Here is a 13,933-nt window from a genome sequence, read left to right as displayed (position 1 = left end):
GCTTAATCACCAATATTTACAGTTGATACACCTAAGGCGCCGGAACCTTCTATCTGTTCCAGTGTCGTATATCCATAATAGTACTCGTACACCTTTTTGCCAAGGGTTGCGGCATTGGTTCCTGCGTAACCATAGGGGATATTGATGGTCACCGCTATCTCCGGCTGGCTGTAGGGGGCGAAGGATACGAAAAAGGCATGGTTGGCACGGGTCTTAGTCTCCTGTGCCGTTCCTGTCTTGCCCGCTACCTCTACCGGCAGGTCAGAGAAAATGCGCTTGGCCGAGCTGTCGGTAATCACACGGCGCATGCCTGCCTGGACTGCATCCCAGGTGGTATCGGCTACCTCTATCTGCGAATGAACCTCAGGCGTATAATCTTGAATCAGATTGCCGTCAGAATCCGTAAGCTTATCTAAAAGACTTAATTCAAAAACGGTTCCCCTGTTGGCGATAGCAGCTACATATCGGGAAAGCTGCACATTTGTATAGGAGTGGGTTCCCTGACCAATGGCAGACCGCTCCAGATCCTTGTCTGTCAGCTGTGGATCATTCTCAGGTATTTCCACCCCGGAGGTATGATCCAAACCGAACAGGGAGGCATATTTGCGGATAATATCCAGCCCTGAATCTGTGGAATAAATGCCGTACTCATTCGTGCCCATTCTGTGCGCAACCTCCGAGAAGAAATAGTTGCAGGAATTTTCCAGAGCCCCCTCAATGTTCAGATGATTATGGCGTCCGGGATAAATCCAGCATTTGATATCAGGGGTTACCTCCTTATAATCTCCGGTACATTCTATGGATTCCACCGTATCGATAACTCCCTCCTCCAGAGCAGCCACTGCCGTTATGGGCTTAAAGGTGGAGCCGGGAGCCTTCCTGGCCTGGGTCGCGTTGTTGTACAAAGGCTTAGACAGATCCTCGTTTAGCTGACTGTAATAAGCAGCGTCTACGCTGCCTGACAATCGGTTATTATCATAGCTGGGATAAGTAACCAACGCCCGTACCTCACCAGTATTAACATCCGTTACTACGCAGCCGGCAGTACAGGGATCCAGAGCCAGCTGTGCAGGCGTCAGCTCGATCTTGGATATTTTATCCCGAATAAATACAAAGGCATAATTCTCATCTCCTGACTGAAGCGCCGCTATTTCCTGAGGATTGTCCTTAAGCACCCCCTGAGCGTAGAGAGCCAGGCAGAGCTGACGGCCTGTAATTACCTGATTGTTAATTAGATAACGGAACATCTGCTTTGTAAATTTACTATCATCCCGCAGAGACTCCGTCACATAATCTACCAGCGAGTTGAAAATATCCTCAGCATTTGAATATTTGCTTGTTGTAATATCCAGACGGGTTGTATCCACCCAGCTTGCTGATATTCCACTGTATATATAATCTCTGAGACTGATGGTTCCCTGATTCCAGGCCAAATATTCCTGTGAATTCTGGTCAATTTTGTCCTTTTGTATAATACCGATGGATGAGTCCGACAGAAAGCTGTAGATATATCTCATATAAGCTGACAAATCCTCCGGCAGCTCGTTCATGGCCCTGGCGTGAGGGCTTTTCAGCTCATTGCTAAGGGTGTTCAAAATCTGCTCTCTGGAAGCGTCGTATATACTGTAAATTTCCTTTTCAATATCTGTTGCGTCCTCTTCGGCCATAGCCGGCAGGGAAAGAACATTATTATTAATCAGCTGATAGTAGACGTCCTTCACAGGAATCGGAATCTTTGAAGAATCTGTTACCTTGGTAAGATCTACGTCTTCATTGACCAGCTGATGGGCCAGAATTCCGGCCAGCTGTTTCTCAATCAGATTATAAATGGCAATCTGCAGATCTCTGTCTATGGTAAGGTATACGTCATTTCCTGCTTTCGCGTCGGTCTGTTGGATCATCTCACGGGGACGGCCCATATTATCCACATACATTCTGGAGTAACCCTTTTCCCCCTGAAGCTCCAGCTCCAGGGACTTCTCAATACCTGTACGTCCTACAATATCGTTTAAATCGTACTTTTCCGCTGTGTCCCCAGTCAGTCCCTTTTCTCCTTCAGATTGACGCCACTGTTCATTCAGATCTGCAATCTGTTCTTCCTGAACCTTCCCTGTATATCCAATAATAGGAGCAAAATAAAGGCTGTCATTATATTTGCGGATAGAGGACTGTTCCACAGCTACCCCCTTTAAATCAGCAATATTTTCGTTGATTTCCATCATCGTTTCCTCAGAAATACCGGTGGCTACTGTAGTTGTCTCATACTTCTTGTATTCCGTCAGCTTCATGGTATATATAATATTTATAATATCCAGAGCTGTTTTATCCGGAAGAATCAGTGGATTTCCCTTTTCATCCTTCATCCTGTCCAGCTCATACGCTTTCTTTTTATACTCAAATGCTTCCCTGGCTGTAATATTGGAAGGATATCTGCCCTTGGCGTCATCCAGCTTATCGGTGCTGGGCAGTCCGTAAAAATTTAATAGAAAACGGTTTCTGGCAGACTCAGGCCCATACGTAAATACCATCTCCCCATTCTGATCCATGGCCAGCTCCAGCTTTCCCTCCACAGTCTCCCCTCTGCGCTCCAGAATACTTACCAGCCGGTACAGCATGGCATTTCGATCTGCCGGACGAGGATAGTCTCCTGTATCCTGGATGGTGACCACATAGGCCAGCTGGTTGTAGGCCAGCAGATTTCCATTGCGATCGTAAATATTGCCTCTGGTGCCAGGGGTCGTGGTGCTTTTTTCTGTCAGCTGCATATACTCTTCCTGGTAACTGCTTCCCTCCAATATCTGCATACGAAACAGCTTCCCGATCAGCCCCGCAAACATAAGGGTAAATATAACAGAAAGGGCAAAAAGCCTGGAAGCAAACAGTTTTTTAAAGAAATCCTGAAGAATTTCCCGCAATTCATTAAACAAGGTGTTTATCTCTCCTTTTTCCTATATCCTTCACTCTTCGGCTGGCAGATAAAAACAGCCGGTAAACCAAAAGCGTGGTTACAGCAGTAAAAATTGTCTCTGGTAAGATAATCGTCCAAAAATAGTAGGGAAGATCGAGTCTTCCTCTTATCAGGAAACGAAACAGGTAAATATAAAAGCTGTAGCAAAGCTCATTTACAATACTGAGGATGAGCGGCAGGATAATGTAATCCTCATAGTAATATTTTGTAAAAATACCATTCACATAGCCAATGTATACATAGATCAATGTATAAAATCCGAAAGGACCGCTATAGAACAAATCCAGCATAAGTCCTGAAAGCACACCATAGAACATGCCTGCATTTTTTCCGTGAATAAAGCCGAACGAAAAGGTCAGAATCAGCAAAAGGTTAGGTGTAACCGATAAAAAGGGCAGCAGCGGAAACACGCAGTTTTGTACTGTAAATGCCAGCACAATAAATAATATATTGATAAGTACCTGTTTTATCTTTGCATTTTTCAATTAGAAGCCGCCTCTCCTGTATCTTTGACATCGGTGAGAATCAGTACCTCCTGGAGGTTATCAAAATCAGCCGCCGGAATCAGATAACCGGACTGGGTCAAATGCTCTGAATCAATAGTAACATTTGCCGCATAGCCAATTAAAATTCCCGGAAGAAATTTGGAGCTGATGTTGGAAGTAACAATTTGGTCACCGTCCCGTACAACTGCGTTCTTAGAAAAATCGGTTAGCTTCAGTCTTCCCTCCTCGTATAGAGTCAAATCGCCTGCTACAATACATCCATAGGAAGAATTTACCTTCATTGCGCCCACACGGCTGGAATCGTCAATGATAGAGCGCACAGTGGCATAATTGGCTCCCACATCAGTTACAATTCCTACCAGCCCTCCGCCGGCTACCACATTCATATCCACAGCTACTCCGTCAGCTGAGCCTTTATTGATTCGGAATACCTGAAACCATTTCTCCGAATCTCTGGCAATGACCCTCGCTCCGATCGTTTCATACTGCATATACTCCTGATCCAGCTCATAGAGCTGACGAAGACGCTCCAGCTCATACTGTTCCGCCTGAAGGCGGTTATTTTCTTCCATCAGCTGATCCACCTGTTTTTTCAGCTTTTCATTTTCATCAAGAGCGCTTTTTAAGGTTCCGTAGGTGCTGATTTCCTTATAAATGCCGGTTCCTACCGCATTGACGCCTGACTGGATGGGGATGAGGAAATATCCCACTCCCGTACGCAAAGGCTCCATAATTCCGTCCTTTAAAGAGGTGATGCCAATGAGCAGCACACAAAGTACAGTAAGAACAGCTAATATATATTTACTGTGTTTCGATTCCATGGATATCGTTCCTTTTAGATGTATTTTATAACTGCTTTATCCCAAAGCGCTGGCAGTCACAATTCAGTGAATATAAGCTGCCAACAGCGCAGTCCGGCCGCTTTCTTTTCCGGGAACAGCCATACCCGGTTATCATCCACCTGTAAGGTAAGCAGTCAGCTTCTCACAGCAGATGCTGCTGGCGAAAGCTTAAGTAGCATCTGTCTCCGATTATAATATGGTCAATCAACTGAATTCCTATCACGTCTCCCGCTTCTTTCACACGTCTGGTTAGAAGGATATCCGCGCGGCTGGGAGCCGTGTCACCGCTGGGATGATTATGGACCAGAACCATGCTGACAGCCCGGCAGCGCAGCGCCTCAATCAAGAGCTCCCTGGGCGTCATAACAGAGGCGTTTACGGTCCCTCTGGCTAAGAGAAGCTCCTTGATCATGACCTGCTTGGTGTTAAAAAACATAGCATGAATTTCTTCCTGCTCCAGATGACGCATATCTTCCATATAATAGGCCGATATGTCTTCCGGGTGTTTAAAGGTCTGAGGCCGCTCCTGCGCTTTTCGCTTCCAGATGCGCCGGGAAAGCTCGCCGATACAAAGAAGCTGAATTGCCTTTACCTTACCGATGCCTTTGATTTCCGTCAGATCTGTCAGTGAATGGTGTAAAAGCCCCAGCAGTCCGCCGCCGGGGCTGCCAAGGGCTAAAAGCTTTTCTGCCAGCGCAAGAGAGGTATCCTCCCTGCTGCCTGTGCGTATGATGACCGCCAGAAGCTCCCCGTCGGACAGGCTCTTAGGACCTGCTTGAAGGCACTTTTCATAGGGGCGGTTTTCAGCGGGTAAATCCTTCATTCTTATTCTTTCCATCTTTCTCCTTACTACGCACCTCTCCAAGTACAAAGTTTGGAAAACATGGGGAACCGGTTAGATATACCGGTAAATAATCAGGGCAAGAGCCACTCCTATGATGCTTGCCATGGTAATTTTGATGGTAAGCCCAAAGGTAATGACCAAAATTCCGAAATTGATTACAAGAGGGGAATCCAGGCCAAAGGATTGTCCGAAATTCAGCCATTCCAGCCAGGAAATACCCTCGGCCAGCTGCCCCATAAATCCACCCAGAACAATTCCCGCAAGAAGCATAATTAATAATATCCAAACATTCTTGTAATGCATGTGTATTCCTCCGGCGCCTCTCATTACTAAAGCCTGCCATGGACACTCTGTGAAAAAATCCACTGCGTATTCAGACATGTGTTCTTGCCAGGCACGTAAAGGCCCTGCCAAGTGTTCACAGTATACCATATTATAGTTAGAGTGTCATCTTAATATTTTTGTAAAAACAAATGATCTTATTACAATTTCTTTAAAACGCCATCATCCAGAAGCTGCTGCAAAGATTTCAGAATCCCCAGCTTTGCATGATACCAGGTAAGGCCTCCCTGAAAATATGCGGAATAAGGCGGCTTTATAGGGCCGTCTGCTGAAAGCTCAATGGAAGAACCCTGAATAAATGCTCCCGCTGCCATAATTACCTGACTGTCATATCCAGGCATATCCCAGGGCTCTGGGGTTACAAAACTATCGACTGGAGCAGCCTTCTGAATCCCTTTACAAAAAGCAATCACTCCCTCCGGGGTTCCGAAGGTAATAGACTGTATGATATCATGGCGGGATTCCCTTCCATTTGGCGCTACGTCAAAGCCAAGGCGTTCGTAGACATTGGCCGCAAAAATCGCTCCCTTGAGTGCGCCTGCAACTACGGCAGGAGCCAGAAACAGCCCCTGGTAAAAAGGCTGGTTCATACCCAGACTGGCTCCTACCTCCTTTCCAATGCCTGGAGCGCTTAAGCGGTAAGAGGCACGGTCCACACATTCCTGCGTACCCACAATATAGCCGCCAATGGGAGCCAGGCCTCCGCCCGGATTCTTAATAAGGGAGCCTACCATCAGATCGGCTCCTACATCCATAGGCTCTATGGTTTCTACAAACTCTCCATAGCAGTTGTCTACCATGCAGATGACCTCAGGTTTTCTGTTTTTAATAAAGGAAATAAGCTCCCCTATTCGCTCTACGGAAAGAGTGGGACGGACAGCATACCCTTTGGAGCGCTGGATAGTTACCAGCTTTGTATTGTCATTGATGGCTTTTGCGATATTGTCAAAGTCAAAGCTTCCATCTTCCAGAAGATCCACCTGACGATAGGTGACTCCGTATTCTTTCAGGGAACCGGCTGACTCACGGATTCCAATGACTTCCTCCAGGGTGTCATAGGGCTTCCCTACTGGAGAAAGAAGCTCGTCTCCAGGACGAAGGTTCCCTGAGAGAGCTACATGGAGGGCATGGGTGCCGCTTACAAGCTGGGGGCGCACAAGAGCGCTTTCACCGTGGAATACGCTGGCATACACATTTTCCAGGGTATCCCGTCCCAAATCATTGTAGCCATAGCCGGTGGTAGCCGCAAAGTGTATATCGCTGACGCAGTTATCCTGCATTCCCTTGATAACCTTAAGCTGATTGTACTCGGCGGTCTCGTCTATGTCCTTAAAACGGGAATATAATTCCGCCTCGACCGTTCTTCCAAAATCCAGCGCCTCTTTACTGACGCCCAGGCTTTCATACATGTCATTTTTATTTCCTGGCTTCATATTATCCTCTCTCCCCATCCAAAGGCATCCTTCTTACGCTCTGCTGCCGGATGCTATAATATCTCAATCGGTTTGTTATTGTATCACAATCCCCTGGTTTATGCAATCCTCTATCATTCGTTCCAGCGCCAAAGACAGATCCCCCTGGAAATCAGGGAGATGAAGCCAGTGTACATCTCTCTCTCTTTTAAACCAGGTAAGCTGCCGCTTTGCAAAATGGCGGGTATCCCGTTTTAAGCGGTATATAGCTTCATCCAGGGAGCATTCTCCGTTGAGATAATCCAGGATCTCCTTGTAGCCCAAGCCCTGCATAGAGGTCTGGCCTCTGTGGCAGCCCATAGCCTTCAGCCTCTGCACCTCTTCTACCAGGCCCTGCTCCAGCATCCGATCCACCCTGTTTTCAATGCGCCGGTAGAGCTGATCCCGTTCTGTCGTTACCACATAGTAGAGAAAATTGTAGGGAGATTCCTTTGCGTGGGCTCTCTCATTATGGAGGGAGATACGCTCACCTGTCTGACGGAAATACTCAATGGCCCGTATCACTCGCTTGATATTGTTAGGATGAATGTCTGCGGCTGCTTTGGGATCTGCCTTCTGAAGCATGCTGTGAAGAATCAGAGGCGCCTGCTCTCCTTCTGAAACAGCCAGAGCTTCCAGCTCCCGCCGAATGGAGCTGTCCCCGTCATTTTCCGTGAAATCAATATCATAAAGAAGGGCCTGTATATAAAATCCTGTGCCTCCGGCAATGATAGGTATATGCCCATGGGAATAGATTTCTTTCAGGGCTTTCTTTGCCATGGACTGGAAGGAAACTACATTAAATTCCTGATCCGGCTCCAGCACATCAATTAGATAATGGGGAATCCCTCCCATTTCTTCCCTGGTAACTTTTGCAGAGCCAATGTCCATGTGGCGGTATACCTGCATGGAATCAGCGCTTATAATCTCTCCGTCAATGGCTCCTGCCAGCTTTATGGAAAGATCCGTTTTTCCCACCGCTGTAGGTCCGGTCAGTATAATTAATGGCTGCTTCATATGGCATACGCTCCTTTCAGGCAGGCCGGTAGCATAACAGCTAAACAATACGCTTAAATTTTTTCTCCAGCTCGTACCTTGTCATGGCTATAATGGTAGGCCGTCCATGAGGGCAGGCGTAAGGATTTTCCAGCTCCAGAAGCTGGTCGATCAGACTGTCGGCCTCTGCCGCAGACAAGGTCATATGACCTTTTACGGCTGCTTTGCAGGACATGGATGCCACCTTCTCATAGATCATGTCTGGATTGCGGACGGACATATCCTCTGAAAGTCCGTCCAGCATCTCGATCAAGAGCTCTTTCTTTGCAATTGAGAACAGATTTGCCGGGACTCCTCTCACTGCGTATTCCCTCCCTCCAAAGTGCTCGATCTCAAAGCCCATGTCCGTGAAATACCTCATATATTTTTTCAGCAGAACTTCTTCGTTCATATTAAGGGTGAGGATAATAGGAGGCTCTACCATCTGGGTGTCATACTTCCTGGTCTTGAGTATATTCAGCGTTTTCTCATACAGCACCTTTTCATGGGCCGCATGCTGATCAATGATAAATAGCTGATCCTGGAACTCTATCAGCCAGTAGGTGGCAAACAGCTGTCCAATTAGCTTGTGTCTTGACCGTGACCTTGCATCCAGAAGCTTTCCATCGAAAAGCTCCAGCTGCTCCGGCTTTGGAGGAGCCTGAACCTTCGGCTCTTTTTGAAGAATCCCGGGCTCAGAAGCTGCACTTTCCTGCTTTGCCGCGAAAGCTGCCTGTGCATTCTGAACGATGTCTGAAGCTTCTATTGAGGATTTTTCTTTCAGCTGACGGTTGTTCTGCTCCTTCAGCCATTCAGGTGTGGTCTCATTGAGATAGTCCGGCTTTAAGGAAGAAGCCTGGCTGTATTCTACGGATGGGGAACAAACTTTGGCGTCCTCCCTGACCCTCTGAACTCCCAAAGGCTGCCCTGGAGCTGAACGTTCTCCGTTATAAGCTTCAGTCCTCTGTCCTGCCCCCAGTATCTCCCTGCGGTTAACCTCAAAGGGCTCCGGTCTGGGAGCAAGATGTTTTGCCAGAGTCTTCCCATCCTTTTTACTGCTCTCTTCCAGACTCACCTCAGGAATCAGCTCCTTGTGAGCCAGCGCAGCTCCTACCGTCCTTAAAACAGAACGGTAGATCTTCTCACCGTCTGAGAAACGCAGCTCCATTTTAGTAGGATGGACATTTACATCCAAGGTCCCAGGCTCAATACGCAGGTGCAGCATAGTGAAGGGATACTTATGCTGCATCATAAAAGGCTTGTAGGCTTCCTCGATTGCTTTAGAAATAATGCTGCTCTTAATATAGCGGCCATTGATGAAGTAATTCTCATAATTCCGGTTGGATCTGGCAATGACAGGTTTGCCAATGAAACCGGAAATTCCTACCTCATCCTCCTGCGCACTGACACAAAGAAGGTTTGCCGCTATGTCCCGTCCAAAAACAGTATAAATCAAATCCTTCTGATTATGATTGCCAGAGGTATAAAGCTTATTCTGGTTATTGATAATCAGACGGATTGAGATATCCGGGCGGGATAAGGCAATCTTCTCCACAACAGCAGACACGTGTGCTCCCTCCGTCATGGGCGTCTTGAGAAATTTTCTTCTGGCAGGAGTATTGTAAAACAGATTTCTCACAATCACAGTGGTTCCCTCAGGCGCTCCGATTTCCTCTAATTTTTCATTCAGGCCTCCTTCAAGCTGATACCGGGAGCCTGTAAGACTATCGCTTGTCTTGGTTATGAGCTCCACCTGGGATACAGAAGCGATACTGGCTAATGCCTCTCCCCTGAATCCCAGAGAGGAAATAACAAATAAATCCTCAACCGTTTTAATCTTACTGGTAGCGTGACGCAAAAAGGCCAGCGGTATCTGCTCCATTGGAATACCGCTTCCATTGTCCGTCACACGGATCAGGGAGATGCCTCCCTCCTTTATCTCTACTGTTACAGCCGTGGCCTGGGCATCAATAGCATTTTCCAGAAGCTCCTTTACTACGGAGGCGGGACGCTCAATGACCTCTCCTGCCGCAATTTTATTGATTGTATTCTGGTCTAATACGGTTATATTTGACATAGGTTATCTCCTAAAACATAAGGAAGCTCCGGGGCTTCACCGCTGGCAGAAGCTGGGAAGGCCTGGAATCACAGCTCCAGCAGCCCCTCCAGCAGATGAATTTTCATAGTTCTCTCTTCCAGATTTACATCCAGAATACACTCCCCGATAGCAGGAACCAAAAGCTCCTTACCGCTTTCCAGCTCCACCACATAGACGTCATTGGCTCCTGTTTCTAATACATCCTTCATGACTCCCAGCGTTTCCCCCTGATCAGTCATTACCTCTAATCCAATCAAATCGGTAATAAAATATTCATCAGGGCCTAATTCCACTGCATTTTCCCTGAAAATCAGCAGATCCTTTGATTTATATTTCTCGATGTCGTTGATACTGTCATATCCCTTGAATTTCAGGATAACCATGTTTTTAAAAAATTTCACATGCTCAATAGTCAGCGGCAACCGTTCTTTTCCTGTGTCAAGTAATACTTCCTTCAACTGTTTAAATCGGGCAGCGTCGTCTGTTGTGGGGAATACCTTCACTTCTCCCTTGACTCCATGAGTGGAGGCAATGACGCCTACTCTCAGCATATCTTCCATATTCTGCATACCTTTCTGTATCTCCTGTTAAGAAATGAACCGCCTGGCGTGTCTGCCGGCGGTTCCTGCTTACTGAATCTCAACGATCACTTTCTTGTCTTCCTTGGATGCAGCGGCCTTGACTACGGAACGGATTGCTTTTGCAATTCGGCCCTGTTTGCCAATGACCTTGCCCATATCAGCCGGAGATACCTTAAGCTCAATCAAGGTATCCTCACCCTTCATGGTTTCGGTAACAACTACCTCCCCAGGGTTCTCCACCAGTGCTTTTGCAATCACTTCTACTAATTCCTTCATCCTTCCACCTCACTTACACCAATTACTGGATGCCTGCGATTTTTAAAAGCTTTCCAACGGTTTCAGTGGGCTGCGCACCTGTTGCCAGCCACTTCTTGGCTGCTTCCTCGTTGAACTTGATTACACTTGGCTCCTTGGTCGGATCATAATAACCAACCTCCTCAATGAATCTTCCATCTCTCGGAGATCTGGAATCTGCAACTACGATTCTATAGAAAGGGGCCTTTTTCTGTCCCATTCTTCTTAATCTCATCTTTACTGCCATGCGGTTTCACCTCCTCATATTTTTCTTATATTAGACATACAGGTTCATCCTGTCTGACTACTGAATCTTAAAAGGGCATTTTCATTTTTCCGCCTAAAAGCCCGCCCAAGCCTCCGAAAGCTCCCTTTCGCCTGCCGCCGCCCATAAGCCCTGGCATCTGCTTCATCAGCTTCTTCATTTGGTCGAACTGCTTCACAAGACGGTTCACCTCGCTTATCTCAACTCCCGCGCCTTTGGCAATGCGCTGCTTTCTTGATGGATTGATAAGATTTGGATTTGCCCGTTCCTCCTTTGTCATGGAGAGAATAATCGACTCCACCCGCTTCATGGATTTTTCGCCTTCATCCATATCCGCACCGGAAAGCTGGCTGCCCATACCTGGCATCATGGAAAGAATGCTGCCCATACCGCCCAGCTTTTTTATCTGCTGCATCTGGGTCAGAAAGTCATTATAATCAAATTCGGCTTTCCGCAGCTTCTGGCTCAATTCCTTTGCCTGCTGTTCATCTACCTCGGCCGCCGCCTTTTCGATTAGGGACTGAATATCTCCCATACCCAGAATCCTGGAGGCCATACGATCAGGATAAAACTGCTCCAGATCAGACAATTTCTCGCCCATACCAATATACAAAATCGGCCGTCCTGTGACAGCACGGATGGAAAGGGCCGCCCCACCTCTGGTATCGCCGTCCAGCTTTGTAAGAATCACGCCATCGATACCGATCTTGTCATGAAAGGTTCCGGCCACATTCACAGCATCCTGTCCGGTCATAGCGTCTACCACCAGTATTGTCTGATGCACCTCCAGCTGTTCCTTAATTGAGGCCAGTTCCCCCATCATATCCTCGTCGATATGAAGACGGCCGGCTGTATCCAAAATAACCACGTTCATGCCGTTTTTGGAGGCATGCTCCACGGCAGCCCTGGCAATGTCCACAGGCTTATGCTTATCTCCCATGGAAAATACCGGGATTCCTGCCTTCTCCCCATTGATCTGAAGCTGCCTGATGGCCGCAGGCCGGTAGATGTCGCAGGCTGCCAAAAGGGGCCTGCGCCCCTTTGCCTTCAGCTTCCCCGCAATTTTGACTGTAGTGGTCGTCTTACCTGCTCCCTGAAGGCCCGCCATCATAATAACGGTAATCTCGTTGCCGGGTTTTAAGGAAATTTCCGTGGTTTCAGAGCCCATAAGCTTGACCAGCTCTTCCGTCACAATCTTGATAACGGTCTGACCGGGAGTCAGGCTGCCGAACACATCCTCACCTACCGCCCGATCCTGAACTGAGCCTACAAACTGTTTCACTACCTTAAAGCTCACATCTGCTTCCAGGAGGGCCATCTTCACTTCCTTTAAAGCAGCCTTTACGTCTGCTTCTGTGAGGCGGCCTTTGCCTCGCAGATGCTTAAACACATGTTGTAATTTATCAGATAAGCTTTCAAACGCCATGGAATAAACCTCCTAGGGGCTGCGCCTGTCTTACAGAGCGCTGGTAATTTCACCTGACAACCGGCGGATTTGAATCATAAGGGATGTATCTTTCGTCCTGGCCCATTCCTCAGCCAGCTCATCCATCCGGGCTGCCAGCTCACGGCCTTTCATAAACTTGGCTACCAGCTGAAGCTTGGCTTCATATTCCTCCAGCAGCTTGTCACACCGCTTAATCAGATCATGAACTCCCTGACGGCTGATTCCCTGTTCCTTAGCAATCTCGCTGGGAGACAGATCATTTAATACCACGTCCTCGTATATCCTTCTCTGGTGCGCTGTGAGCAATTCACCGTAAAAATCATATAGTAAGCCTTGTTCTACAATCTTTTCCATTCAACCACCTGTGCTATCATACACGATCGGAGCAAAGTTGTCAAGTGTTTTAACTTGACATTTTTACGTTTTCACTTTTATTGCCTTTTTAGAGTTACAAAGCCTATGGGCTTCAAAAAGGATGCTTTTTCAGCCTCCTGTAATCTGATAAGCTGTGTAAGCTTTATCAAAGCTATATCCCAGCTTACGGGCCAGAGCCAAAGACACAGGAGTATGGGCGTCCCAGCTGGGATATATGCCTCTGTCCAGACATTCCGTGATCAGCCTTGCGCTGCAGGCAGCAGCCAGGCCCCTGCGCCGGAAATCCTCTCTGGTATCAATTTCAATCTCTATCCCTCCCCTGTATACCGTATAGGAGGAAGCTCCTGCTACTGTCTGTCCTTTCCAAAGAGCAGCAAACCCCAAGCCCCGTCTTTCATAATCCTTATAGTCCCGAAACTGTGCGCATAAATCCCTGGACCATTCCTGGGATAAAATTCTATTATAAAGGGCCCGGTCAATCTTCTTTATTTCGTACTGTTTATCTGTCAATCCTCTTGCCAGACTTTCCAGATATTCACGGTCAAAAACATCCGGCTCCTTCTTTGTGGCATACCGGGTAATTTTCTCTGCCTCCGAACCGTAAATCTCCTCTATTATTCTCTCCCACTTCCAGTTTTCCGGCACCAGGATACTAACAGTTCCTGTAACCTGAGACGGCCGGAAGGCAACCAGCTCCCGCTCCGCCCTTCCTGCAAAAAAGCTGAAATCAGCCGTGATAATCCGGGCTGATTTCGGAGTATCGCAGTCCGTTACAAAGGCCTTTCCCATGGAGCCGTCCAGACAGGACCAAATAAGTGTTTCCTGCCAGTTTTCAAACAGAGGGGCCAGCTTTTTCGTTTCTTTCATCTCATATACCATACTGCA

Annotated in this window: 14 protein-coding genes; all 14 read right to left on the bottom strand. The window is 47.4% G+C overall.

Features of this window, described 5'->3' with window-relative positions; genetic code table 11:
• Nucleotides 1-2: 2 nt before the first annotated feature.
• The 14 genes from FYJ39_RS17300 to FYJ39_RS17235 all read right to left on the bottom strand — a co-directional run bounded on the left by FYJ39_RS17300 (nt 3) and on the right by FYJ39_RS17235 (nt 13,927).
• Complete coding sequence (locus tag FYJ39_RS17300; RefSeq protein ID WP_154473671.1) at nt 3-2,927, bottom strand: penicillin-binding transpeptidase domain-containing protein; 2,925 nt, start codon at nt 2,925-2,927, stop codon at nt 3-5.
• Entirely contained in the window at nt 2,920-3,453 is a 534-nt protein-coding gene (gene mreD / locus FYJ39_RS17295; RefSeq protein WP_154473670.1) for a rod shape-determining protein MreD, read from the bottom strand. The genes FYJ39_RS17300 and mreD overlap by 8 nt, the downstream gene beginning before the upstream one ends.
• Nucleotides 3,450-4,295, bottom strand: a complete 846-nt coding sequence (gene mreC, locus FYJ39_RS17290) for a rod shape-determining protein MreC (RefSeq protein ID WP_154473669.1) — start codon at nt 4,293-4,295, stop codon at nt 3,450-3,452. Before mreC ends, mreD begins: the two co-directional genes overlap by 4 nt.
• Before the next feature lie 163 nt (nt 4,296-4,458).
• The gene (gene radC, locus FYJ39_RS17285) at nt 4,459-5,154 is read right to left on the bottom strand and encodes a RadC family protein (RefSeq protein ID WP_154473668.1); all 696 of its coding nucleotides are present in this window, start codon (nt 5,152-5,154) and stop codon (nt 4,459-4,461) included.
• A 57-nt stretch (nt 5,155-5,211) separates the two neighbouring features.
• Nucleotides 5,212-5,463: a DUF4321 domain-containing protein gene (locus tag FYJ39_RS17280; RefSeq protein WP_154473667.1), complete on the bottom strand. Its 252-nt coding sequence runs from the start codon at nt 5,461-5,463 to the stop codon at nt 5,212-5,214.
• 179 nt (nt 5,464-5,642) lie between these two features.
• Nucleotides 5,643-6,953, bottom strand: coding sequence for a methionine gamma-lyase family protein (locus FYJ39_RS17275; RefSeq protein ID WP_235919876.1), 1,311 nt, complete (start codon nt 6,951-6,953; stop codon nt 5,643-5,645).
• Between the two features lie 57 nt (nt 6,954-7,010).
• Nucleotides 7,011-7,970 (bottom strand): tRNA (adenosine(37)-N6)-dimethylallyltransferase MiaA, encoded by a 960-nt coding sequence (gene miaA, locus FYJ39_RS17270; RefSeq protein WP_154473666.1) that lies wholly within the window; start codon nt 7,968-7,970, stop codon nt 7,011-7,013.
• A gap of 40 nt (nt 7,971-8,010) precedes the next feature.
• Nucleotides 8,011-10,065 carry a DNA mismatch repair endonuclease MutL gene (gene mutL / locus FYJ39_RS17265; RefSeq protein ID WP_154473665.1) on the bottom strand — a complete coding sequence of 685 codons (2,055 nt, stop codon included), beginning with the start codon at nt 10,063-10,065 and terminating at the stop codon, nt 8,011-8,013.
• A gap of 68 nt (nt 10,066-10,133) precedes the next feature.
• Complete coding sequence (rimM, locus tag FYJ39_RS17260; protein ID WP_154473689.1) at nt 10,134-10,646, bottom strand: ribosome maturation factor RimM; 513 nt, start codon at nt 10,644-10,646, stop codon at nt 10,134-10,136.
• 69 nt (nt 10,647-10,715) lie between these two features.
• Nucleotides 10,716-10,943 carry a KH domain-containing protein gene (locus tag FYJ39_RS17255; protein ID WP_154473664.1) on the bottom strand — a complete coding sequence of 76 codons (228 nt, stop codon included), beginning with the start codon at nt 10,941-10,943 and terminating at the stop codon, nt 10,716-10,718.
• A gap of 22 nt (nt 10,944-10,965) precedes the next feature.
• Nucleotides 10,966-11,208: a 30S ribosomal protein S16 gene (gene rpsP, locus FYJ39_RS17250; protein ID WP_154473663.1), complete on the bottom strand. Its 243-nt coding sequence runs from the start codon at nt 11,206-11,208 to the stop codon at nt 10,966-10,968.
• A gap of 67 nt (nt 11,209-11,275) precedes the next feature.
• Complete coding sequence (gene ffh / locus FYJ39_RS17245; RefSeq protein WP_154473662.1) at nt 11,276-12,652, bottom strand: signal recognition particle protein; 1,377 nt, start codon at nt 12,650-12,652, stop codon at nt 11,276-11,278.
• A 30-nt stretch (nt 12,653-12,682) separates the two neighbouring features.
• Entirely contained in the window at nt 12,683-13,027 is a 345-nt protein-coding gene (ylxM, locus tag FYJ39_RS17240) for a YlxM family DNA-binding protein (protein ID WP_154473661.1), read from the bottom strand.
• A gap of 129 nt (nt 13,028-13,156) precedes the next feature.
• Nucleotides 13,157-13,927 carry a GNAT family N-acetyltransferase gene (locus FYJ39_RS17235; RefSeq protein WP_154473660.1) on the bottom strand — a complete coding sequence of 257 codons (771 nt, stop codon included), beginning with the start codon at nt 13,925-13,927 and terminating at the stop codon, nt 13,157-13,159.
• Nucleotides 13,928-13,933 lie beyond the last annotated feature (6 nt).

This window comes from Clostridium porci, assembly GCF_009696375.1.
Lineage (GTDB): Bacteria > Bacillota > Clostridia > Lachnospirales > Lachnospiraceae > Enterocloster > Enterocloster porci.
The sequence above is the reverse complement of the archived record's forward strand: the minus strand, read 5'-3'. Positions and strand labels throughout refer to the sequence as shown.